Source organism: Bacillus sp. AP8, assembly GCF_000321185.1.
Taxonomy (GTDB): Bacteria; Bacillota; Bacilli; order Bacillales; family DSM-1321; genus Bacillus_AD; species Bacillus_AD massilioanorexius.
The window spans coordinates 161,872-185,772 of sequence record NZ_CAPG01000027.1 but is presented as its reverse complement, the minus strand read 5'-3'; the positions used below and the strand labels follow the sequence as shown (position 1 = coordinate 185,772).

Genomic DNA, 23,901 nt, shown 5'->3' with positions numbered 1-23,901 from the left:
ACATAGTAGTTTATTTCAAAACTTTGAAAAAATGATTATGTATAAGATGGAGACGATACAATGATTACATTTGAACCAATTACAGAAGAAAACCTTTATATTGTAAAAGAAATTGTTAATTCAAATAAGGAGTATAATCAAATTGAAAATGGACAACCTCATAGAACAGATGAAGAGATTCAAAAGGATGTTTTAGATGAAATAAGTGAGCATTACTTTATTAAAGCGGATGATACTTATATTGGAGTGTTAAGTTTTTTAGAGAATAATCCTAAAGACAATACACCCTGGATTGGGTTTTTTATGATTCATCATGATTATCATGGATATGGTTACGGTTCTATTGCCTATGGAGAGTTTGAACAAAAACTCAAATCAAAAGGGATAGAAACTGTTAGATTAGGAGTATTAGAAAAAAACCATATAGGAAAATCTTTCTGGAAAAAATTTAATTTCACCTATTTTAAACAATCAAAACTTAACGATAATTTTGTCGATTGCTACGAGAAAAAGCTCTAAAAATGTAAAACGTTTACATCCTTCTCTCACAAGGCTGAGAGAAGGAAAAACACTCTTTATAAATTTCAGTTTTTTTCTCTCAGGAACTTGTTATTTAAATATTAATCATGTATAATAAATTCTATCAAACGATTCTAAATAATTCACATATTATCAAGAATCAAACGCTATTTTTGAAGCTTGATAATGTGTGAATGTTATTCTCTCACTTGGGAAGTAATACAGTAGCATATTAATTTTTGTTTAAAATTTAGGAGGATTTATCGAATGACAGTTACAGGTAAAGTAAAATGGTTTAATAGCGAAAAAGGTTTTGACTTCATCGAAGTACCAGGCGGAAACGATGTATTCGTACATTTTTCAGCTATCCAAGGTGAAGGATACAAAACTCTTGATGAAGGTCAAGAAGTTGAATTCGAAATCGAAGATGGTAGCCGTGGACCTCAAGCTAAAAACGTGGTAAAACTTTAATTTAAACTTTCACTTACGTTTATTTAGACGTTACTATTTTAGTAACGTCTTTGCTCTGTTTAAGATCCACTAATAGCATTTTCTTCTTTTTACATTCACTACCCTATAATAAATTTTCTTTTCATAACATCCTATAGATATATTTTACTATTCTGCCAACTTCACATCCTTCTTTCATATAGGAAAAGAGAACGATGTATCTAATGATTCTATCGTTCTCTTTCTTTTATACACTATTCATTCGTTTCCTTTAATTTCACTGGTAAGCTTAGGATTGCTTCTATCAATGTATTTAATTTTGTTTCAATTCGGTACAATAGATACAAGCTTACAATAATCGGAAAGCCTACTTCACTTATTAGAGGAATAACCGCTTCCACCCCTATCACCTCCATCTATTAGAAAAAGAATTTGAGGATGCAGCAATTGATTCGCTCTTGCCATACACCCCCCAAAAACGGTATAAAATCAAGCTGAAATGCTTAAACTGTAAATTCTTGAACGTTTTTTTCTACGTGTCGAACTTGTTTTCTAACCGCTAGTTTTCCACTAGTAGTTGTTAAAGTACTTTGTGATATAATTTCATCCATAGAAGCCTTCACTTGATCAAGATCAATCGGTAACTTAGGATTTTCAATAGTAATCGTAGAAGTTTTGTTATTAGCCGTGGTAAACACTAGTTCGAGTGTATGGTTTGTATTCATTTTTTCTTCACCTCTTTTCCTTTAAACGGATTTGATTTTTATAAAGTACAGGAAATAGCTATAGGAACGTAAGATGTGAGATACCTGCAGAAACAACGGAATAGCTACAATCCATAGGTGTTATAAATCTTGGATGCTACCCTCCTAGCCATCGGAAAGTGAGCATCCTGGAGAATCCTATTCTACCTATACTCATTGCTTATTTCTTTAGAATGATGTCGTTCACTACGATAAAGCTTGGATTTCTTGTTTCTCTACCTTAACCATTGGTAGGGTTTGTAAAACAGCGATAGCATTTGCTGTTGCTATCAATTGTGCAGTTGTTGCTGATTCATCAATTTTTGTAAATGATTTTCTTTTAATAATAGGATTGCCTTTAGTATCAAAGCCTTCTTGAAAGCATAATCTTAGTTGTTGAGATACTATTGTTTCATTTGCCATATCTTTCACCTCCCTTCACACTTGTTATATAAACAAGCAAGGGAAAAGTAGCGTATTTAAAAGTAAGTGGATAATTTTTACGAGACTTCTATGGAATGAGAAGCGAGCATCTTGGCGCAGAATTCAGCCTATACTTACTCCTTGTTTACAGGCAACATATTTTTGCGTAAATAGGCATTTACAAACAAGACAACGAAAAAACGGGTATTTAGACCATAAAAACGCTATACATTTTTGTATTGATAAAGGAAGGTTAATGATGTTCATTTATCTGCTACTAGTAATCATTACTCTAGTATTATCATTCTATTTATTTAAGCGAAGTCAGCATGCATCTAAAAGCTTAAGAAATAAACCATTTGTGATTGCACATAGAGGATCCTCTGGGGATTATCCTGAAAATACACATAGCTCTTTTCAGGCAGCTATAGATTGTCAGGCAGATTTTATTGAATTTGATATACAGTTAACAAAAGACCTACAATTTGTCGTTATTCACGATCAAACATTAGAAAGAACAACAAATGGTCAAGGTAAAGTAAGTGATTGTACTCTAAAAGAATTACAAGAATTAGATGCTGGTTCGTGGAAAAGCCCTACTTTTTCTACAGAAAGAATCCCCTCCTTACTAGAGGTATTAGAAAAGTATCATGGTAAAACTAAATTCTTAATAGAAGTAAAATTTGCTAAAAATCAACCAAAATACGCTGACTTGCTTGTCAATCTCTTAGATGATTACCAATACATATGGGATGATATTATTATTCAAAGTTTTAACGTTTCATTTTTAAGAGCCTTTCATAAAAAAATGCCACAAATCGCAATAGGCGTTTTAGTTAGACATCAATATCACGGATTGTCAGAAGCGAGAATTAAAGAAATGTCCTCATTTGCAACTTTTATAAATCCCAAAATTACTATGGCAAATAAACAGCTTCTTTCAAAAATATTTAAACATAGTGCCCATTGCTTTATATGGACAGTAAAAAACAAACAAGATTTCCAAAAGTTAGAAAGATTACATCCTACTGGTATCGTGACAGATTACCCAGAATGGTATAAATCTCAAACTTGAAATAGAGTACATTGTACCTTAATATATTCGTTCATTGCCAGCTCCAGATAAGTTAGCCATTATCGAGCTGGATTTCATTTTATAAGATAAAATTCACAGAAATGTACGTTAATTCAAACATTCTATCTTATGGTTCTTTTACAATAGTAATATATGACTCAAAAGGAGCCGATGAAGTTGAAATCACAGAACATCAACAGACATTTGACTGCTAATAATCATTTTGTCTCTTATGAAAATGGTCCGAGAATTATTTTTTGGGAATTAACTGAAGGATGCAATCTCAAGTGTATCCATTGTAGAGCAACAGCACAGCCTGAAAGATCTCCGGATGAGTTAACAACACAACAAGCATTTCAAGTAATTGATGAAATTGCCGACTTTTGTAGCCCAATATTAATTCTCACAGGAGGCGAGCCTTTATATCGACCTGACTTTTTTGAAATCGCTTCCTATGCCCATTTAAAGGGTATTACACTTGCAATGGCTTCAAACGGTACATTAATCACAGAAGAAATCGCGAAGAAAATCAAAGCCTCTGGTATTCGTCGTGTAGCCATTAGTTTTGATGGTCCATCAGCTTCCATACATGATCACTTTAGAGGATTACAAGGTTCCTTCCAACAAGCACTTACTGGAGCTGCTCATGTTAAAGCACAAGGCCTACAGCTTCAATTTAATACAACTATTACATCACATAATGTTGATTATTTGGAGGAAATGATCACTTTAAGTCAAGATATGGATGTAGATGCCTTGCATTTGTTTATGCTAGTCCCTGTCGGCTGTGGGGTACAAATTGTTGAAAGTAATATGTTAAGTGATAAAAGATACGAAGAAGTTTTAGAATGGTTTTACAATCGTTCTCGTGAAGTTAATTTCGAAATACGTGCCACATGTGCGCCACACTACTATCGTATTATGCGTCAAAAAGCTAAGGAAAATGGTGAAAGAATTACTGTCCAATCACATGGTATGGCAGCAGTAACGAAAGGGTGTTTGGCTGGGACAGGAGTTTGCTTTATTTCACATAAAGGAAACGTCCAACCATGCGGATATCTACCAGTGAAAGCAGGAAATGTTTTAGACGAAGGATTCGAACAGATTTGGAACCATTCTTCTTTATTTAACAAATTACGAAATCCAACGTCCATTGAAGGAAAATGCGGAGTGTGTGAATACATAAATGTATGCTCGGGCTGCCGTGCACGAGCTTATCATGAATCAGGTAATTATATGGCTGAAGAACCTTATTGTGCCTACACACCGAAAGCACTGCAAAAAAATAAGATTTAAAGATACATCGAAACAGAAAAGGACTGACAAATGATTTAGATCCTTTTAGTCAGCCCTTTTCACATTAATTCATTTTCACTTCATACTTCGTACAATTATTACTTGCTTCTCTTGTTCTATTCCAGGCATATTGAAATAATCGCAATAGCTCATTTCCATTTTCTTCATCATACCTCTCACTTGAACAAGTACTAATCGATAATAAAGGCATCGCAGTATCAAAGGAATTAGTATTATCAACATCTAGTTTTGTTTTTAATGCAACTATTCTAGCTGCCTGATTCATTAATTGCACATCATTAAAAGCGTGATTTGTAACAAATGCGATATGATATTCTTGATGAGATTTTGCTAGGCATATTAAAGATGTCCAATCAGATTTAATTTCTCCCTCCAGCTCCCATTTTTCACATGATTCGTTCTGCTTATTATAGGCATACGCATAAATATCTCCAACTAATACAGCGTTCTCATGATTATCCTCTTTGTATTGGTTTGTCCAGCCCTTCATCCATGTTAGCCCACTTCCCTTTGCCCCAATCGATAAGGTTCTTAAAGGTTTATGAAAAGTGATCTTCTTTCTCTCCTGCTGAATTTCAACAAATACTTTATTTCGTATAATATCAGAACGATTTTCTAATAAGAAATCAGGTGATATTAAAATCTGATTTTTTGCCACCTCCGGATGAGGATGAAAATTCATGCGAACTTGATAAACATCACTGAATTCTTCTTGATTTTCATCTAATAAACCATTGTAAATTCCTTGTAGCTGTCCCTCATTCAAGAGCGCGATACTGTCTGCATATAAAGAAGCGATATTTAAATCGTGAAGAATAGCAAAAACCGTTAAATTCATCTTTAATTGTAAGTTCTTCAATAAATCTAATAGTTCCATCGAATGTCGTACATCTAGATGATTTGTAGGTTCATCTAACAACAGTAACTTCGGCTCTTGTGCAAGCGCCTTTGCTAATAAAACCCGTTGCTTTTCACCACCGCTTAAATTACCAAATATTTTATGACGGAACTCCCAAACCTTTGTTTGCTCCATAACATGCTTTATTACTTCTTCATCTCTTTTTGTATTTTCTTTCAAGAATAAAGATTTCTGATAAGGATAACGGCCTAAACTAACAATTTCTTTAACGGTAAAATCCAATCCAATTTCATTTTCTTGAGTCATGACAGCAACTTTTTGCGCTAGTTCTCTTGGCTTAAACTCTTTTACTTCTTTACCATCAATTGCAACAGAGCCACGATGTAAATGTAAAGCCCCCATAATCAGACGAACAATCGTCGTTTTCCCACTTCCATTCGGTCCAAGTAAAGCAAAAAAACAACCTTTCTCAACAGTAAACGATAGGTCTTTAACAATCGCAGTAGAAGCGTTATATCCACCTGTAACATTCTTAAGTGTGATCATTTTCCAACCCCCGATTAATGTACATCATTTTTCTTCATTCTTTGTTTAATTAATAAAATGGTGAAAATAGGCGAACCAATTAATGCCGTCACTACACCGATTGGTAATTCGCTGGGAGCAACTACTGTTCTTGCGATTAAATCCGCCATTACTAAATAAGCTCCACCAATAAATAAAGAAAACGGCAAAACATAACGATGATTAGCACCTGTCACTAATCGAACAAGATGTGGAATAACTAATCCTACAAAACCAATTGCACCTGATACGGCAACGGCCGATCCAGTAAGTATAGATGCACCAATTAAAATAACCTTTTTCTTTTTTCGTACATCCATTCCTGCAAATTGAGCAGATTGTTCCCCAAGTGCCATATTGTTTAATTCTCGATAGTGATATAAAACAATTCCAGTACCTATGATAAAGAAAGGAAAAATCAATTGTACATGCCCCCATCCCCTCATAGCCACACTTCCCATTATCCAATACAAAATATTAGCAATATCTTCTCTCGGTGTTAAAGCTATCATCAGCGAGATAATCGCACTCATAAAAGAAGAAATAATAACTCCCGCTAAAATAATTGTTTCATTCGAGAGTTTGCCTGTAGCAAAATTAGTAATGAAAAGCACAATTAATAATGTGCCTAATCCAAATAAAATAGCAATGACAGGCTGAGTAAAACCTAATAAAAGTGTGGATGGAATTTGAAAAAATATAACTAAAACAGCACCTAAGGATGCACCTGAAGATACACCTATTGTATATGGGTCGGCTAAAGTGTTTCGCAATAATCCTTGAAACGTTGCTCCTGCTAATGACAAGGATGCTCCCACTAAAAAGGCTAAGATGACTCTTGAAAAACGAATTTCCCAAATAATCATTTCTGTACTATTATCTCCATTATAAAAAGACATTCCTGTTAATTTCCCAAAAATAATTTTTAAAATGTCCGAAACAGAAATCGTAACCGATCCTACAAAAACACCTAAAATAAGAGCCGTACATACAAATAAAATGGTAAATATAGATAATACAATTATTTTTTTACTTGAAGACTTCCGGATAGACTGCTTTTGCAATTTCTTCAACTCCATCTACTAAGCGAGGCCCTGGTCTAGAGGTGGTATCATTATTTACGTCGAAAACTTGCTTGTTTTTCACTGCATTCACTTGTTGCCAGCCTTTTCGGTCTAGAACTTGCTTTGTCGCATTTCCAACATAGCTACCATATGTTGTAAGAATCACGTCAGGATTTAATTTAACCGCTTCTTCCTCACTCATTTTCACCCAGCCAACTTGACCTTTTGCAACATTTTCTGCACCTATCATATCAAGCATCTCATTCATAAAAGTATTCTGACCTGTTGTAAAAATCTCTGGTTGAGGGGATATTTCTACCCAAACGCGTTTTTTTGATTCCACTTTTTTCGCTTTATCTTTGATATTATTAATTCTTTCTTTCATATTATTGACAATAGCATTCGCTTCCTCTTCAGTTCCTGTAGCTTTACCGAGGAGGCTAATACCTTTATATGCTTTATCAAAGGATTCCTGTGAACCAATAATGATTGTTGTTATCCCTGCATTTTGCAATTGCTTAATCATATCCGCATGATTTTTGTATTGATATTCCTGTAAAAACACAACATCTGGTTGAAGCGACAAGATTTTTTCGATATTCATGTCTTGTGAGCCAACTTTTTCTTTTTTCAAAGCAGCTTCTGGAAAATTATCATAATCTGATACACCTACAATTTGATCATCAAGACCTAAGGCGAATAATGTTTCCGTAGTACTTGGGAGTAGTGATACAATTTTTTCAGGCTTCTTTTCAATTGTAACCTTATTTCCAACATCATCTTTAATAGTTACAGGAAAACCTTTTGCTTGTGTTGTTGATGATGCTCCTGAGTCATCTTTCTTATTTTCAGATGTCGATCCGCACCCTGCTAACACAGCTAGTAGCAGGATGAATAATAGTGAAAATATACTTAATCCTTTTAATAAACGCTTTTTCATGATGAAAAATCCTCCAAAGTTATGTAATGTAAAAAAACGCATGTGCGATTGTTCAAATTATCATTTGTCATTCTATCTTTTGATTACAAATCCAGTACTCCTTTACTATTAATACTCAATTCCGTAAATAGCATCTACACCCTCTTGGTAATAGTGTTTTTCCTCTTCAATAATAGAAACTAAATCTGCGATATCTTTCATTTCTTGTTTTGCGTCTCGCCCTGTTACAACAACATGTGTTTTAAATGGTTTATTTTTGATCGTTTGAATAACATCATCCAAAGGTAAAACATCATCTATAGGAAAACTATCAATACTTAAGGCATTATTTAATTCATCAAAAATAACAAGATCATATTCTTCACTATTCAGCTTTTCTTTTGCAAATTCCCAAGCTTGTTTCAAGGATTGACGATGTTCTTCTGGGGTTTTTGTCCAAGTAAAACCGATTCCTAGTTGATACACCTCAGCCCCGAGTTTTTCAAGAGAAATTTGTTCTCCATATGTGCGATCAGGAGATTTGATAAATTGAAGAATAATAACTTTAAAATCTCTCCCTAATGCTCTTGCTGCTAAACCAAATGAGGCTGTTGTCTTCCCTTTTCCATTTCCCGTATAAACCAACACTTTCCCAGCAGATTTTGAATCTCTTTTCATTAGTAGCCATCCTCCTCAGTATGAATAAATCATTTGTTACGTAAATAACTTCCCTTAGAATGTACTCATCAAGTAGATTCTTATCTTTCTCTAGTCATTTACATCAATAAGTAGTACTAATAATATGAGACAATGTGAACCTATCATCTAACAGACAATTCAACTCTTACTAACACCACAATTATGCTGTTAGATTTAAAATAATCCATTGTTCACTTTTTAATTCCTTCGTCCCATACAAAAACGAAAAGCCTCAACTGAAAAACAGTCAAGGCTCGAACATACAATACAAATTCACTCTCGACTTACTTTTCCCACCGAAAAACAAGAATAATCTTAATGAGCAGGTTTCCTGGCTTAGCATTATTTCTCTCAAGCCTTCCCAAACATTTGTTCAGTGGCATATCGAGCAATACGAATCATGCTTACAGTAGCGGGGGCTGCATCGGATTCTAACCGATTTCCCTATTACCCTTTGAATACAAGGCACTCATTAAGTGATATTAAGTTAATTGTACAATCTTTTTTATTGTACTGAAAATATAATAAATTGTCATTTTTTTCATTCAAATTAATTTAAAATGCCCAATTTCCTTTTCTAAATATCGGTTCAGCTTTACCATCTTCCGCTATTCCATCTATATCCATTTGATCAGAACCAATCATGAAATCAACATGTGTTATACTTTCATTTGCACCATTTTCATTTAATTCTTCACGAGTCATTGTTTTACCACCGTCTAAATTAAATGCATACGCACTTCCAATTGCTAAGTGGTTCGACGCATTTTCATCAAATAATGTATTATAATATAAAATATTTGATTCAGATATAGGAGAATGATGAGGGACTAATGCCACCTCACCTAAGTAATGCGAACCTTCGTCAGTTGCAATTAATCCTTTTAACACTTCTTCGCCTACTTCAGCTTTCGCATCCACAATGCGTCCATTTTCAAAAGTCAATGTAAATTTATCAATAATGTTACCACCATAGCTTAAAGGTTTTGTACTAGATACTACTCCATTCACACCTGTTTTTAATGGCATTGAAAACACTTCTTCTGTCGGCATATTTGCCATGAATTCAACGCCAGCCTCACTGATGCTACCTGCACCACACCAAATATGTTTTTCTGGAAGTTCCACGGTTAAATCTGTTCCAGGTGCTCTGTAATGTAGCTTTTTATAGTGCTTCTCGTTTAAATAATCTACTTTTGTATGTAAAGATTCATCATGTTTTTTCCAAGCTTCAACCGGATTATCCAAATCGATACGAGTCGCTTTAAATATAGCATCCCACAATAATTCGATGCGCTCTTCTTTCGCTGCTTCTGGGAATACCATATCTGCCCAGCTTTGCGAAGGAACAGCTACAATTGACCAGCATACTTTATCTGCTTGCATAATTTGTCTGAATTTGCTTAGTGCTTGACCAGAAGCCTTTTGACTATTCGCTAAACGTTCTAAATCAATTCCTTTTAATAAATCAGGCGATGAAGAAATTACGGATAAGAATGAAGCGCCTTGTTCAGCCAATTCATTCGTTTCATTAGCTTGATGAACTGGGTATTCTTTAAAGACTTCATCACCTGCATGTTCATATCTTAAGCGTGTGATCGCGTCATCGCTCCATTGCACAATAACATTATGAGCACCTGCTTCATATGCCTTTTTTGTAATAACTCTTACCAATTCAGCACCTTCTAAAGTTGTTCTTATAACAAGCGTTTGTCCTTTTTGAACATTCACTCCAACTTTTACAGCGAGTTCAGCGTATTTTTCTAAATTTTGTTCGAAATTACTCATTACTTACCACTCCTAAACTAAATATTCTATCTAATTGTATCATTGTAATGTGAAATCTTATATGATTTAGTATAGTAATTTTTCAACAATACCTTTCTTTTTTTGCATGTTAAAAGAGAGTTTGTTACTAGAACTGTTGATTCAAACTATACATTCATCAACAACTAGATCCAACCTCTCTCGTTATTTTTACTTCATTATTGAAAATTCAACTCCAATTAGTTCGATTGTTCAGCTTGAGCCTCTAGAATTTCCACTAAGCTTTTTCTTTTTGTGGAAGTAACCATCTCTTTAAATGCGATTTATTTCACAGCCGCAACTTCAACTTGATATTGTTTGTACTCTTTCTCTGAACACAATACAAAATGGCCAGGATTTACTTCACGCATTTTAACTTCTTCATCTTGACTATACTGATGCATAGAAGGGTTATAGGTGATTCGTTTTCTTAAACGTTCACTTACTGGGTCTGGTTGAGGTATAGCAGATAATAATGATTTTGTGTAAGGATGTAGTGGATTTTTGTATAATTCTTCACTCGTAGTTAATTCAACAATTTTGCCAAAATACATAACACCAATTCGATCGCTTATATATTTCACCATCGATAAATCATGAGCAATAAATAAATAAGTTAATCCTTTTTCTTGTTGCAACTTTTTCATTAAGTTAACAACCTGGGCTTGAATGGACACATCGAGGGCAGATATTGGTTCATCAGCAATAATAAAATCTGGTTGTACGGCTAAAGCCCGAGCTATCCCAATTCTTTGTCTTTGTCCACCAGAAAATTCATGTGGATATCGATTGGCATGTTCCTTGTTTAAACCTACAGTTTCTAATAATTGATACACTTTTTCCATACGTTCTTGCTTCGTTGTGGCTAGACCGTGGATATCGATACCTTCAGCAATTACATCACTTACTTTCATTCGTGGGTTTAAAGAAGCATAGGGGTCCTGAAAAATCATTTGCATTTTGTGATTAAATTCCTTTAGTTCCGCTTTAGATTTCTTTCCATGAACATTTTTCCCTCGAAACAATACTTCTCCACCTGTTGCTTCATATAATCGAATTATCGTTCTACCAGTTGTTGATTTGCCACATCCAGACTCACCGACCAATCCCAGTGTTTCACCTTCATAAATGAAAAAGGATACATCATCTACTGCTTTCACCATATTCAATTTTCCTGCGTTAAAATATTGCTTTAAATTTTTTACTTCAAGCAAAACCTTTCTTTCAGTCATATTATCGTCCTCCTTTTAATGAGAGGAAGTATTTTTTTCTCTTTAAAACCGTTTCAGGTGGTACAACCTCTGGTGCATCTGAATGAAGTAACCATGTAGCCGCATAATGCGTTTCAGAAACCTTGAACATCGGTGGTTCTTCTTCTAAATCTATTTGCATGGCATATTCATTACGAGCTGCAAATGCATCTCCTTTTGGTGGATGTAGTAAATTCGGAGGCGTTCCAGGTATTGCATATAATTCTGTTCCTCGAGAATCCAAATCAGGCATTGAACTTATAAGTCCCCAAGTATACGGATGTTGTGGATTATAGAAAATTTCATCTACGGTTCCAATTTCAACAATTTTGCCACCATACATTACTGCAACCCGGTCTGCGACATTGGCAACTACCCCTAGATCATGGGTAATGAAAATAATACTTGTATTCGTTCTCTTTTGTAACGACTTCATAAGTTCTAATATTTGAGCTTGAATAGTGACATCAAGTGCTGTTGTAGGTTCATCTGCAATTAAAACTTGCGGATTACAAGCGAGTGCAATCGCAATAACGACACGCTGTCTCATTCCACCAGAAAATTGATGAGGGTACTGCTCAAACCGTTGTTCTGGATTAGGAATGCCAACAAGCTGTAATAGTTTAATCGTTCTTTGCTTTGCTTCTACCTTACTTAATTTGTGATGTTTAATAATCGGCTCCATAATCTGCTTACCAACCTTCATCGTTGGATTCAAAGAAGTCATCGGATCCTGAAAAATCATCGAAATATCTTTCCCTCGAATTTTTTGCATCTCACGTTCTGATAGTTTAGAAAGATCTTTTCCATTAAAAAGGATTTCGCCATTTTTAATGATAGAATTTGTCTGTGGCAACAGACGCATAATAGTTTTTGTAGTGACCGATTTCCCTGATCCTGATTCACCAACAATGGCAAGTGTTTCACCCTTCATTAAGTCAAAACTTACTCCTCGTATAGCCTGAACTTCTCCCGCAAATGTATTAAATGAAACTTGTAAATCCTTTACTTGTAATATACTTTTCATTGTATTCACCTACCTTAATCACGCATTTTTGGATCTAGTGCATCACGTAAACCGTCAGCGACTAAATTAAAACAAATCATTATCAAACTAATAGCAATCGCAGGAAATATTAATAGATGTGGATAAATTAATATGGCTTTCATTCCTTCATCAATTAACGTCCCTAACGATGCCGCCGGCGGAACTAATCCTAAACCTATGAAACTTAAAAATGCTTCAAAAAAGATAGCACTTGGAATCGTAAACATCGTATTTATAATGATAACTCCCGTTAAGTTTGGAATGAGATGTTTAAAAATAATCTTAGCATTTGAGTTTCCTAATGTCTTAGAAGCTAAAACAAATTCCTGTTCCTTTAACTTTAATGTTTGCGCTCTAACTACACGAGCCATTGTAACCCAACCCGTAATAGATAAAGCGATTGTTATGGAAAGAATACCAGGTTCAAGAACGAGTATCATGAGAACGACTACAACCAAGTTAGGGATACCGATAAGAACCTCTGTTATTCTTTGCATAATATTATCTAAACGACCCCCAAAATATCCAGATATTGCCCCATAAGCAACTCCAATGACCATATCAATAAGCGCTGCTAAAAAAGCAATATAAAGAGATATTTGCGTACCTTTCCAAAGACGAGTAAATAAATCACGCCCTAAAGCATCTGTACCAAACCAATAATATTCACCTTCGGGGACCTTTTTTACTTGGTACATATCCATTTCCTTACCTGCTTTATTCACCATTGTCCCATCAAATGGTAACCAATGAATGTTTTCAAGAACTGGAATCTTAGCTGGTAAATTGGAATACTTAACATTTTGTACGTTTCCGTCTTTTCCACTTATAAGCGGCCCAACAAAAGCCATAATGATAATAAGTAGCAAGATAACAATACTTACGATGGCTCCTTTATTTTTGCGAATTCGCAACCAGGCATCCTGCCAAAAATTCAAGCTTGGCTTATTGATCACTTCACTACTCTTGTAATCTCTTGGAATCGACTGAAATTTATCTTTCGGAATCTTCATCTCAATATTCGCCATTATTTTTTCCCACCTGCCACTCTAATTCTTGGATCAATTAATCCGTATAATAAATCGACGATTAATGTAACAAATACAAATAATGCGGCAAAAAGAAGATTCGTTCCCATAATGACAGGATAATCATTTACTTGAATGGCTTTTACAAATTGTTCACCTATCCCTGGAACTGCAAATATTTTTTCAATTACCAATGAACCTGTCATCAATGAAACCATTAAAGGACCCAAAACAGTGATTACAGGAATGAGCGCATTTCTTAATGCATGCTTTACTGATATTTGAAATCCACTAGCTCCTTTCGCTTTAGCAAGTGTAATATAATCTGAATTTAACACTTCTATGAGCTCTGTCCGCATAAAACGGGCTGCAATTGAGATTGGAAACAAGGATAATGCAATAGTTGGCATAATGGTATATTCAAAGCCTCGCCAAAAAGCCACAGGAAGCAATCCTAATTTAACACCTATAAAGTACTGAAGTAGACCTGCAAATACAAAACTAGGAACCGATTTCCCTAAAACAGCTAGAAATGTTGATGTATAATCAACCCATGTGTTTTGATATAAAGCTGCTAGTAAACCTAAAAATATGCCGACAATTGTGCCGAAAAACATTGCTTGAAATCCTAATTGCGCTGAAGGTCCTATTAAGTCACCAATAATGTCTGTAACCGGAACATTATTAAACTGAAAAGAATTACCTAAATCCCCTTGTGCTACATTCAACATATATTTCATATATTGCACTGGGACAGGTTCATCAAGTCCGTATTTATCCTTCATAATTTGTAATTGTGCGGCATTCAATTTATTAGCATTACTAAAGGGTGTTCCTGGAATGATTTTCATGAGGAAGAAAGTAAGAGAAGCAATCAAAAAGAGTGTAATGAACATATAAATAATACGTTTAACTACATATTTTGCCAAAACCGCACCTCCTAATTTGATAAATTTTCTATTTGATATTTTTCCCAAGGGGAAAAGAGAGTATATTTTCATATACTCTCTTTGTAAAAATGTTTAAGACATTTTTTAATATTATTTCGCCATAGACATGAATTGGAAGCTATGATTTGGTCCAACACCATGATGGTTAAATCCTTGTACTTTTGGATTTACCAGCATATTAGCTGCACGTTGATAAATCGGCGCAATAGCTGCATCCTCTTCAAGTAGGATTTTTTCAGCTTTTTGAAGCGCTTCCCAACGCTTAGCTTGATCTGATGTATTTTGAGATTCTTTAATCAATTTGTCATACTCTGGGTTAGAATAACTCATTTTGTTATTTCCGCCATCTGTAATCCAAAGATCAGAGAATGAAATTGGGTCTAAATAGTCAGGTCCCCAACCTGCTGCTTGAAGATCATAATCTTGTTTAACATCACGATCTAGACGAACTGCAAATGGTACACTCTCTAACTTGATTTTTAAGCCTTTAAGATTAGTTTCTAACTGATTCTTCATATATTGGTCGATTTTTTTAGATGTTTCAGTGTCTCCACCTAAATATCTAATTTCTACTTCTGATTTACCTAATTCTTTTAAACCAGCTTCCCAAGCTTTTTTCGCTTCTTCAACGTTATAAGTAAGCATATCTCCATTCGCATCGCGGAAATCCTTACCATTCTCATCTTTTACAAAATCGGAAGGAACTGCATAGTTAGCAGGAATAGATCCGTTATTTAATACGTTTGTAGCAAGATCCTCTTTATTGAAGCCCATCGCAATCGCTTTACGAATGTTTAAGTTTTTCAAAGCAGGGTTATTCTTTTGATTCATTTTTAACCAGAAAACACTTGGATCTAACCAACTTATCATTCTTTCATCTCCCTCATATTGAGGTACGATATCAGATGCAAGTTTTCCACTAATATCTGCTTCACCAGTTTCGATTAAGTTTACAGAAGTTTGCGGATCTTTAACTACGTTAAAAGAAATTTTTGTAAGCACTACATCTTTAGCTCCATGATATTTATCATTCTTTTCGATAACCCACTTTGTAGCTGTTGGACCTTCCCATTCAGTTAATTTGAATGGTCCATTTGATAATGATGAAGCAGCAGTTGTAGCAAATTTCGCACCTTGTTCAGTTACGAATTTTTCATTTTGAGGCATGAATGTTCCAAAAGCCATTAATCCTTTAAAGAATTCAACAGTCATTGGTTTTTCCATTGTAACTTTTAATGTGTTATCATCCACTGCCTGTACACCTAAATCATCTATATTATAAGGTTTTTTAGCAGCTGCATTATCAGTGATTGCTTGTGCTCCTTTTAGCTTTCCATTCATCATATAAGGACCATATGGAGAAGCTGTTTTAGGATCAACTGCACGTTTCCAAGAGAATACAAAATCTTTAGCAGTTAATGGTTCACCATTAGCCCAAGTAAGACCTTGTTTAATTTTTACTGTGAATTCAGTTCCCTCTGCATTTGCTTCAGGCTCACCCTCCGCTACACCTGGGATAAGTTTACTTTCTGCATCTTGAATGTATAATCCCTCTTGCGTACTAGCTAACATCGTGAAAGATACTTCATCTTGTGCCATTGCACTATCCATTGATGGAATTTCTGAAGATTCAAGTACACGCAATTCTTGATTTTCTGCCAATTCAGATTTTGGCTCTTTTTCCTTTGGCTTTTCAGTAGAATTATTATCTGATGATGTTTTATCACCAGAACACGCTGCTAAAAATAGACTTAAAACGAGTGTTAATACTAAAAGTAGTGTTAATTTTGACTTTTTCAATATTTTTCCCCCTTCTTCTCTACAAAATAATTGATTCAAGGACACTATGCTTTTTTAGGTAACAATGAATAAGTCACAAAAATCACATTTCTACATGCTATTTCCATGTATGAGAATTATGAAGTTTTACATTGTTTTCCTAATCTAAAACTCCTCATATTAAACCCGATTCATCATCCTTTCCTTCCGCAAAAAATAAATCACACTATCCATTTCGACACAAAAATGGAAAAACCTTTATTTTTTTCTAATTAATTACTAAAATTTCTCAAAATTAACAAATAGGCACTTTTGAACATATGATATAAAAAATTTTTATCAATTTTAAATATTTTTAGTTCCCATTTTTCACTCATTCCTATATAATAATCTTAACTAAAATTTGCCCTAAGGAAACTTTTTTACACATACGAAAAAATAAAGGAGGTGTCCAAATTGACAAAATTAATAACTCTTGATGAATTAGCTCCTGGCGAAAAGATGACCATTTCTTCATTACATATTGATGACAATATGCGAAGAAGATTGTTAGATTTAGGATTTGTACCAGGATTTACGGTAGAAATGTTATCTAAAAGTCCTCTTGGAGACCCAGTTGCCTATAGAGTGAGTGGCACAACAATTGCTTTACGAAAAGAGGAAAGTAAAAGTATTTTTGGTGAAAGAGTGATAGAAAATGACTAATGTTAAATATCGTATTGCCTTAGCAGGTAATCCGAATACCGGGAAAAGTACGTTATTTAATGCCCTTACAGGTATGAATCAGCATACAGGGAATTGGCCTGGAAAAACAGTTGAGCAAGCAGTTGGTTCATATTCCTTTCAAAATACAGAGTTTGAAATTATCGATTTACCAGGTACGTATTCACTTTATTCAAATTCAGCGGATGAAGAAGTAGCAAGAGATTATATTATTTTTGAAAAACCAGATGTAACACTAGTCGTCCTCGATGCGACTAGTATTGAAAGAAATCTTAATTTAGCCTTACAAGTTTTAGAAATGACACCTCATGTAGTCATTTGTTTGAATTTAATAGATGAGGCTGTTAAAAAAGGGATATCTGTTAATGATCAGCTCCTTTCAAAAAAATTAGGAGTTCCCGTTGTAAAAATATCAGCAAGAAACAAGGTTGGGTTACAAAAGCTACAACTTACTGTTGCCCAAATGGCATCAAAAAAAATCCCTGTACAACCATATACTATGGCTTATTCAAAAAAACTAGAAGTACAAATTGAAGAACTAAAAACTGAAATACATGAGCTATTTCAAGATAAGTTCCCTGCTCGTTGGATAGCACTTAGATTATTAGATAAAGATAATAAGCTATTACAAACTTTAAAAGAAAAATCAGACCATGATTCTGAAAAAATTGATCAATTAGCAATAAAAGCAACAAAGCTTGCAACCGAGAACGTTCGAGATGATATTGTTGGAAGTATTTACAAACAATCTCAAGCATTAACCAAAAAGGTTGTCACGACAAAAAGTAGCCGAGATATGAAAACAGAGAAAATTGATAGAATAGTCACCTCGAAAATTTGGGGCTTCCCTATCATGTTTATCCTGCTTGGAATCGTGCTATGGTTAACGATTGCAGGGGCAAATGTTCCTTCATCTTTACTAGCAGATTTCTTCAATGCTATCGAAGCAAAATTAACTGATTTATTTCAATATTTCAATGCTCCTGAATGGTTGCATGGAATTTTGATTCTTGGATTATTTAGAGGAACTGGTTGGGTTATTAGTGTGATGTTGCCACCTATGGCTATCTTTTTCCCAATGTTTGCTCTGCTTGAAAACTATGGATATTTACCTCGTGTCGCATTCAATATGGACCGATTATTTAAAGCGGCTGGAGCACACGGTAAACAATCATTAACTATGGCAATGGGATTTGGCTGTAATGCAGCAGCTATCATGAGTACGAGAATTATTGAATCTCCACGTGAGCGTTTGTTGGCAATTCTAACAAACAACTTCATTCCTTGTAATGGACGCTGGCCAACTCTCATTCTATTGGCATCACTCTTCATGTCTGCTGGTTATGCGGGTGTTTCAGGAACGATTGTAACAGCTGGTATTTTAATAGGGTTTGTGTTAATCGGAGTAGCTGTAACTTTGACAGTTTCATGGATATTATCAAAAACGGCATTAAAAGGAATTCCAACACATTACACATTAGAACTTCCTCCTTATCGTCGTCCAAAATTTTTTGATACAATTGTCCGTGCAAGTATTGACAAAACCATTCTAGTATTAAAAAGAGCTGTAGTAGTTGCTGCACCAGCAGCCATATTAACGTGGATATTGGCTAATATACACATTGGAGATACAAGTATATTAATGCATTTTGTTCAATTCCTTGATCCTTTTGCTCAATTACTTGGATTGGATGGGTATATTTTAGCAGCCTTTATCATTGGACTACCGGCGAATGAAATTGTTGTTCCAGTTTTATTAATGGCTTACTTATCTACGGGGGCACTTACAGAAGTGGAAGAGATGTCTCAACTAAAAAACATTTTCTTAGATCAAGGATGGACTTGGTTAACAGCCTTAAATATGATGCTGTTCTCTCTATTACATTATCCATGCGGAACTACACTATTAAATATATATAAAGAAACAAAAAGTAAAAAATGGACTTTTATGGCCTTTGCCATTCCCACAGGTATCGCAATCGTCGTTACATTCCTAGTAGCAACAATCGCTAGAGGCTTTGGATGGGTTTAAGAAAAAGCTCATATGCAAGGATCGCTTATTTCCGTGCATATGAGCTTTTTGTTTTTTATTATTCAAGCTTTTTCTATTAAATACATTCTGTAAATATAGCTCGTATAATGTAGCGAATGGGATTGAGATTCATGCAAGAACAGCAAGACTGGTGAGACCCAAGGAAAGCGAAAACAGCCTTTTCATCATTATAAATGACTTTTTCTTTGTATTTGTATGGTCGTCTTAATACTTTCGTGGTTGATTGACGTGGGTTCAAAGGAAAATAATTGAAAAACTAGCTGCAAACAGAATCCTAGTAAAAATGCCGTCAACACTGTACCTATTCCTAATGGACCACCCAATAGCCAACCAGCTAATGCCGCGGAGGATTCAAGAATTCCCCGACTAACCCAGATTGAAAGCCCTGTTCTTCTCCTAATTGCAACCATAAGTGAATCACGTGGACCTGTTCCAAATCCAGAGCTTATATAAAAAAAACTTCCAAACGCAATTATAAAAAGTCCTATTACAAGCAAGCAAAGTCCACTTAAAAAGCTATTACCAAATGGTATCAACTTAAGTGATAGTATAATATCCATAAAGACACCTATAAATGCCATATTAGCTAGCGTTCCAATACCTATCGTTTCTCTTAATAAAAGTATAATTCCAACAATAACCACGCTTACTAAAATCGTCGCTTCACCTATTGTTAACGGTATGATATTAGTAAGACCGGATTGAAACAATTCCCAAGGACCATAGCCTAAACGGCTATTCATCACACATACAGATCCGATGGCAAACAAGAACAATCCAAATATCAATCTAATCAATCGGATTCATTTATTCATTTCAATTCCTCCTTATATTTGAAGAATTATACATAGGAAAAAGGAATGACACAACAATAATTTGAAAATTGCGCAATATTTAAGGGTAGATACGTAATAATTATTCTACATAAACTTATTCGATTTCAGCTTCCGTTAGTTGCTTTACAAGTTCAAATTCTTCACTACCCTCTCTAAAACTATAACCCGCTAAAGATTCTTCTAATATGTCACTCGTTCCTAAATGATTATAAGGTATCCAACCAAATTCTACCATATTAGCATCTTCATTAAAAAGAAAATCATCGAGAATGGCATCATTCGTATCAGAAGATTTTGTTTCAGCTAAAGTGCCCATAACCGATGACCATTTATCAGCAAATTGTAAAGCTCCATATGAATTAGATTTAAAATTCATTTTATGCTCTAATTGAATTCTAGGAAAATACTTTTCAACATTTCCCTCTCTTACAAACCATCTATCTCGAATGAAATAATAATGTATTTCATTGATTGGATATTTAGGATTTAAGTTCCATATTAAATGAAAACTTGACGGATCATTGGGATCTAACTTCCATATCCTTGGTTCCCCCGAGGAATCTACTAAAGTAAGGTTCCATTTATGTTTTTTCCAAACCCAGCAACTTATACCATACTGGTTTCCTTTTGTTGTGAACGGAACGAAAACATGTTTATCATCCACATAGATGACATCTTGAATATCACTATCTTCTAATTCTGGTACAACGGCATGGATCATATCTATCAATTTCTTATTAGACAGCATTTCTCCAGGCTTTGTAGGAATTAACCAAAATAACAGCCCCAATATTACAATGGATATTATGATAATAGCTGCACTCCGAGTTTTGCTTTGTCTCATCCTACTCCCCCTCCTTCAAAAAAGAATGTTTGGAGCGGAAATAATATTGATGTAAAGGAGTTGATATTAGTAGTCCTTTCCCATCCTTTTCTACATATATCACCGTTTTTATACCACTACCCCATTTAGAAGAAATCCCCAATAGTTGATAAGGAAACTTTTCTTTACGCATATTTGTTTCTACATTCAAAATCGTGTTTAATCGCCATTCTTCTGCACGTATTTCTGCCAATTTTAAAGAATATTTATACTTCTGTAACTTCTCCTTATCTATCGATACATTTTTAGCTGTCGGATGAATAGGCACTATATTCGCATGATCAATATTTGATATATAAGTCGTTGGCTTATTTTCTACATATATTTGCTGAAAAAGAAATATGGCTAAAACACTTGCAAGTAATAAAAAATAGTTCGCAAAAAACCCCAACCAAGCGTACTGTCTATATAAATCCCACTGCGCTTTCCTTGATTTAAATACCCATGCTAAAATCCATACACCTAGAGGTAATAGAGCAAGTTTTAATGATTGATTTATTATCGAAAAATTAAAAGAAAACGAAAAAAGTCCCACTATGAAAACTATTAAAATCCCCCAAATTTTTGGCTTTAAATCTTGTTTTATATATATTCGAAACGCTAAAAAGATAATGATACCCCATGCAATTATGTTGGCAATAATTGATATTATATCTCCTCGTACAACGATAAAAGAATGCATTTTTTTGACACCCCTTCCTCTTAATATTTATAAAAAATAACTCTTTCTAATATTACCTTCACCTCGTTTTATTTTCCATAAAATCCTTTTTCAAACAAATCAGATATAAGCTTCATTGTCGAAAATGGATCCAATTCATGCACTTCTTTGTAAAAAATGGCTATTTTCAAAGAAAATTAATGCTTTTTTATACGATCTGCGCATAAAAACAGTGGATAAAATAGGTCGGATTATTTTGGATTGTAAGATAAGAATCACATAGAAACTAAGTGCCTAGAATGTCTAACCGCCCGCTTCGCTGGATAGAGAACATCCTAGAGCAAAATTCAGCTTAAACTGATTCCTTATTAATAGCAACAAAGTTCCGGAAACTAGCATAAGAATCATCACAAACTAATAATTAAGCGACACAAAAATAAGACGTTTAAAAAATGGCTTCTGATCATTTTTTAAACGTCTTTTCAAATGTTTTACTTCATAAAATGTAATAATGATTAATCATACTTCTTATGTATTCATTAAAAGGATAGCGTAGTTTATAAAGTCTCTTAACAAATGGAAAAACGGATTGAGCTAACATAATATTCAACTCTAATCTGATTAAATTCTTAATCTATTACTTATTCTTTCTCCATCTCTTTAAAATTCCATACAATAACCAAATACCCAAACCAGTTGAAGCGAAAAAGCCCAAGATTCCAAAAAGTGGGATATCTAGAATTTGTGGTTTCATATTTGTTGTACTTATCAAACTGGATCCAATTAGTAATGAAGCACTAATAATACAAATGATGACTTTATCGACCATATGATCAATTTGTTTTATCGGTTCTTCTGCTCCAGTGACATCTAAATTCACTTTAGATTGACCTTTTATTAACATCTTTAGTAAATCAGAAATTTGTGAAGGGATGTCCATTGATTTTTTAGCCATCATATACATTGTGCGGGCTGATTGTTGCATTTCTTTTTTTAAATCCTTTTTTTGAAAAAGTTTTGATGTAATATGGCTGGCAGCTATCTGAATAAAATTCACATCAGGACAACAAAAGCTAAGTACACCTTCGATTGTCATGACCCCTCTTGCAAGCATAGTTATTCTTGACGGAGTTGAAATTCCATTACGATTGCACACATCTATTATCTCTTGAACCATTTCGCCTAAATTCAAAGCACCAAAATTCATATCACCATACTTGTTTAATAATTGTTCAACATCTTCATATAAATTCGCATGATTCACTTTTCCTTTTAAGGTACCTAGCTGTAAAATCACATCTTTTAATTCATTTGCATCTCGATTGACAATCGCAATAAGTGCATTTTCAAATAAAGCTTTATCTTGTTCATTAAGCTTTCCCACCATACCTAAATCAAGCCATACTATCTTACCATTTCTTATCCATATGTTTCCTGGATGTGGATCAGCATGAAAAAAACCATCATCTAGTACTTGCTTTATGTAATTCTCTGCGAGCTTCGTTCCAATCTCGTTTAAATCATAGCCCAACTGCTCTAACTGTTCAATTTGGTCAATTTGAACTCCTTCTATATATTCCATAACTAACACTCTAGATGTTGTCAAATTATCTTCAATCTTCGGAAATGTAACATAGGCAATACCTGAGTTTAGTTGTGTTAACTCTTTACAATTATAAGCTTCTAAAAGAAAATCCATTTCCTGTTGAGAAACATACCACATTTCCTCTATTACTTGTTTAAAATCAATAACATCACCTGTTACTTCAATTAAATCTAAAATTTTTGCAGCTTTCCTCATTAAAGCGATATCTTGCGCCATGACTTCTTTAATTCCAGGCCGTTGCACTTTAACTACTGCACGATTTCCATTTTTCAACACAACTGGATGCACCTGAGCAATTGAAGCAGAACCAAGAGGCTTTTCCTCAATGATTGGAAAAACCTCTTGTATAGAAACGCCATATTCTTGTTCAACCAATTCAATCACTTTTGAAAATTCAATTGGCTTTACATCTGTTCGAAGTTTCACAAGTTCATCGCAATAAGCTTGTGGAAGCATATCTGATCTCATAGACATAATCTGACCAATCTTAACATATGAAGGACCTAAATCTTCTAAAATTGATCGTAATTTTTCAGGTGTAACACCATGAATGATATTATGACGGCTAAGAACTTCTAAAATTTCTCTTAATCGAACAGCGGAAGTATCTACATGTTTATGATGATTACTCTGCTGCTTCTTCATT

General features: G+C 34.3%; 23 protein-coding genes and 1 riboswitch. Of the genes, 6 read left to right on the top strand and 17 right to left on the bottom strand.

Annotation, left to right across the window (positions count from 1 at the left end):
• The first annotated feature begins 60 nt into the window (after positions 1–60).
• Positions 61–519, top strand: a complete 459-nt coding sequence (locus BN349_RS05600) for a GNAT family N-acetyltransferase (RefSeq protein ID WP_019241296.1) — start codon at positions 61–63, stop codon at positions 517–519.
• 267 nt (positions 520–786) lie between these two features.
• The gene (locus BN349_RS05595; protein ID WP_019241295.1) at positions 787–990 is read left to right on the top strand and encodes a cold-shock protein; all 204 of its coding nucleotides are present in this window, start codon (positions 787–789) and stop codon (positions 988–990) included.
• Between the two features lie 233 nt (positions 991–1,223).
• On the opposite strand, the gene BN349_RS05590 is transcribed toward BN349_RS05595, so the two are convergent.
• From BN349_RS05590 to BN349_RS05580, 3 genes are all read right to left on the bottom strand, one after another.
• Complete coding sequence (locus BN349_RS05590; protein ID WP_019241294.1) at positions 1,224–1,370, bottom strand: YvrJ family protein; 147 nt, start codon at positions 1,368–1,370, stop codon at positions 1,224–1,226.
• Positions 1,371–1,472: 102 nt separating this feature from the next.
• A complete protein-coding gene (locus BN349_RS05585) occupies positions 1,473–1,694 on the bottom strand; it encodes a DUF2922 domain-containing protein (RefSeq protein WP_019241293.1) in 222 nt (73 codons plus the stop codon).
• 225 nt (positions 1,695–1,919) lie between these two features.
• A complete protein-coding gene (locus BN349_RS05580; RefSeq protein ID WP_019241292.1) occupies positions 1,920–2,135 on the bottom strand; it encodes a DUF1659 domain-containing protein in 216 nt (71 codons plus the stop codon).
• Positions 2,136–2,391: 256 nt separating this feature from the next.
• On the opposite strand from BN349_RS05580, the gene BN349_RS05575 reads away from it, so the two are divergent.
• Positions 2,392–3,210: a glycerophosphodiester phosphodiesterase gene (locus BN349_RS05575; protein WP_081591184.1), complete on the top strand. Its 819-nt coding sequence runs from the start codon at positions 2,392–2,394 to the stop codon at positions 3,208–3,210.
• 177 nt (positions 3,211–3,387) lie between these two features.
• The gene (locus BN349_RS05570; RefSeq protein WP_019241290.1) at positions 3,388–4,506 is read left to right on the top strand and encodes a radical SAM/SPASM domain-containing protein; all 1,119 of its coding nucleotides are present in this window, start codon (positions 3,388–3,390) and stop codon (positions 4,504–4,506) included.
• Positions 4,507–4,570: 64 nt separating this feature from the next.
• On the opposite strand, the gene BN349_RS23410 is transcribed toward BN349_RS05570, so the two are convergent.
• From BN349_RS23410 to BN349_RS05520, 10 genes are all read right to left on the bottom strand, one after another.
• A complete protein-coding gene (locus tag BN349_RS23410; protein WP_019241289.1) occupies positions 4,571–5,932 on the bottom strand; it encodes an ABC transporter ATP-binding protein in 1,362 nt (453 codons plus the stop codon).
• A gap of 14 nt (positions 5,933–5,946) precedes the next feature.
• Positions 5,947–7,014, bottom strand: a complete 1,068-nt coding sequence (locus BN349_RS05560) for a FecCD family ABC transporter permease (protein ID WP_019241288.1) — start codon at positions 7,012–7,014, stop codon at positions 5,947–5,949.
• Positions 6,980–7,954, bottom strand: a complete 975-nt coding sequence (locus tag BN349_RS05555; protein WP_019241287.1) for an ABC transporter substrate-binding protein — start codon at positions 7,952–7,954, stop codon at positions 6,980–6,982. The genes BN349_RS05560 and BN349_RS05555 overlap by 35 nt, the downstream gene beginning before the upstream one ends.
• Before the next feature lie 108 nt (positions 7,955–8,062).
• On the bottom strand, positions 8,063–8,611 hold the full coding sequence (locus BN349_RS05550) for a cob(I)yrinic acid a,c-diamide adenosyltransferase (RefSeq protein ID WP_019241286.1): 549 nt from the start codon (positions 8,609–8,611) through the stop codon (positions 8,063–8,065).
• Between the two features lie 325 nt (positions 8,612–8,936).
• Positions 8,937–9,120, bottom strand: a riboswitch (cobalamin riboswitch).
• A gap of 67 nt (positions 9,121–9,187) precedes the next feature.
• Positions 9,188–10,420 (bottom strand): aminopeptidase, encoded by a 1,233-nt coding sequence (locus tag BN349_RS05545; RefSeq protein ID WP_019241285.1) that lies wholly within the window; start codon positions 10,418–10,420, stop codon positions 9,188–9,190.
• 302 nt (positions 10,421–10,722) lie between these two features.
• A complete protein-coding gene (locus BN349_RS05540) occupies positions 10,723–11,670 on the bottom strand; it encodes an ABC transporter ATP-binding protein (RefSeq protein ID WP_019241284.1) in 948 nt (315 codons plus the stop codon).
• 1 nt (position 11,671) lies between these two features.
• Positions 11,672–12,715 (bottom strand): ABC transporter ATP-binding protein, encoded by a 1,044-nt coding sequence (locus BN349_RS05535; RefSeq protein WP_019241283.1) that lies wholly within the window; start codon positions 12,713–12,715, stop codon positions 11,672–11,674.
• Between the two features lie 14 nt (positions 12,716–12,729).
• Positions 12,730–13,764, bottom strand: coding sequence for an oligopeptide ABC transporter permease (gene opp3C, locus BN349_RS05530; RefSeq protein WP_019241282.1), 1,035 nt, complete (start codon positions 13,762–13,764; stop codon positions 12,730–12,732).
• Positions 13,764–14,693, bottom strand: coding sequence for an oligopeptide ABC transporter permease (gene opp3b, locus BN349_RS05525; RefSeq protein WP_019241281.1), 930 nt, complete (start codon positions 14,691–14,693; stop codon positions 13,764–13,766). Before opp3b ends, opp3C begins: the two co-directional genes overlap by 1 nt.
• 111 nt (positions 14,694–14,804) lie before the next feature.
• Entirely contained in the window at positions 14,805–16,514 is a 1,710-nt protein-coding gene (locus BN349_RS05520; RefSeq protein WP_019241280.1) for a peptide ABC transporter substrate-binding protein, read from the bottom strand.
• Positions 16,515–16,949: 435 nt separating this feature from the next.
• Here BN349_RS05520 and BN349_RS05515 point away from each other — a divergent pair, with 435 nt between their 5' ends.
• A complete protein-coding gene (locus BN349_RS05515; RefSeq protein WP_019241279.1) occupies positions 16,950–17,198 on the top strand; it encodes a FeoA family protein in 249 nt (82 codons plus the stop codon).
• Positions 17,191–19,248 carry a ferrous iron transport protein B gene (gene feoB / locus BN349_RS05510; protein WP_019241278.1) on the top strand — a complete coding sequence of 686 codons (2,058 nt, stop codon included), beginning with the start codon at positions 17,191–17,193 and terminating at the stop codon, positions 19,246–19,248. Before BN349_RS05515 ends, feoB begins: the two co-directional genes overlap by 8 nt.
• Before the next feature lie 188 nt (positions 19,249–19,436).
• Here the strand turns inward: feoB and BN349_RS05505 are convergent, their stop codons facing one another.
• The 4 genes from BN349_RS05505 to BN349_RS05490 form a co-directional block, all read right to left on the bottom strand.
• Positions 19,437–20,015 (bottom strand): YczE/YyaS/YitT family protein, encoded by a 579-nt coding sequence (locus BN349_RS05505; protein WP_442852738.1) that lies wholly within the window; start codon positions 20,013–20,015, stop codon positions 19,437–19,439.
• Between the two features lie 184 nt (positions 20,016–20,199).
• The gene (locus tag BN349_RS05500) at positions 20,200–20,949 is read right to left on the bottom strand and encodes a hypothetical protein (RefSeq protein WP_019241276.1); all 750 of its coding nucleotides are present in this window, start codon (positions 20,947–20,949) and stop codon (positions 20,200–20,202) included.
• 1 nt (position 20,950) lies between these two features.
• Positions 20,951–21,670 (bottom strand): hypothetical protein, encoded by a 720-nt coding sequence (locus tag BN349_RS05495; protein ID WP_019241275.1) that lies wholly within the window; start codon positions 21,668–21,670, stop codon positions 20,951–20,953.
• A gap of 616 nt (positions 21,671–22,286) precedes the next feature.
• Positions 22,287–23,900 (bottom strand): ABC1 kinase family protein, encoded by a 1,614-nt coding sequence (locus BN349_RS05490; protein ID WP_019241274.1) that lies wholly within the window; start codon positions 23,898–23,900, stop codon positions 22,287–22,289.
• Between the last annotated feature and the right edge of the window lies 1 nt (position 23,901).

Coding starts and splice junctions, on each gene's coding strand:
- BN349_RS05600 (WP_019241296.1), top strand. CDS start 61: ATGATTACATTTGAACCAATTACAGAAGAAAACCTTTATATTGTAAAA.
- BN349_RS05595 (WP_019241295.1), top strand. CDS start 787: ATGACAGTTACAGGTAAAGTAAAATGGTTTAATAGCGAAAAAGGTTTT.
- BN349_RS05585 (WP_019241293.1), bottom strand. CDS start 1,694: ATGAATACAAACCATACACTCGAACTAGTGTTTACCACGGCTAATAAC.
- BN349_RS05580 (WP_019241292.1), bottom strand. CDS start 2,135: ATGGCAAATGAAACAATAGTATCTCAACAACTAAGATTATGCTTTCAA.
- BN349_RS05575 (WP_081591184.1), top strand. CDS start 2,392: ATGATGTTCATTTATCTGCTACTAGTAATCATTACTCTAGTATTATCA.
- BN349_RS23410 (WP_019241289.1), bottom strand. CDS start 5,932: ATGATCACACTTAAGAATGTTACAGGTGGATATAACGCTTCTACTGCG.
- BN349_RS05555 (WP_019241287.1), bottom strand. CDS start 7,954: ATGAAAAAGCGTTTATTAAAAGGATTAAGTATATTTTCACTATTATTC.
- BN349_RS05550 (WP_019241286.1), bottom strand. CDS start 8,611: ATGAAAAGAGATTCAAAATCTGCTGGGAAAGTGTTGGTTTATACGGGA.
- BN349_RS05545 (WP_019241285.1), bottom strand. CDS start 10,420: ATGAGTAATTTCGAACAAAATTTAGAAAAATACGCTGAACTCGCTGTA.
- BN349_RS05540 (WP_019241284.1), bottom strand. CDS start 11,670: ATGACTGAAAGAAAGGTTTTGCTTGAAGTAAAAAATTTAAAGCAATAT.
- BN349_RS05535 (WP_019241283.1), bottom strand. CDS start 12,715: ATGAAAAGTATATTACAAGTAAAGGATTTACAAGTTTCATTTAATACA.
- opp3C (WP_019241282.1), bottom strand. CDS start 13,764: ATGGCGAATATTGAGATGAAGATTCCGAAAGATAAATTTCAGTCGATT.
- feoB (WP_019241278.1), top strand. CDS start 17,191: ATGACTAATGTTAAATATCGTATTGCCTTAGCAGGTAATCCGAATACC.
- BN349_RS05500 (WP_019241276.1), bottom strand. CDS start 20,949: ATGAGACAAAGCAAAACTCGGAGTGCAGCTATTATCATAATATCCATT.
- BN349_RS05495 (WP_019241275.1), bottom strand. CDS start 21,670: ATGCATTCTTTTATCGTTGTACGAGGAGATATAATATCAATTATTGCC.
- BN349_RS05490 (WP_019241274.1), bottom strand. CDS start 23,900: ATGAAGAAGCAGCAGAGTAATCATCATAAACATGTAGATACTTCCGCT.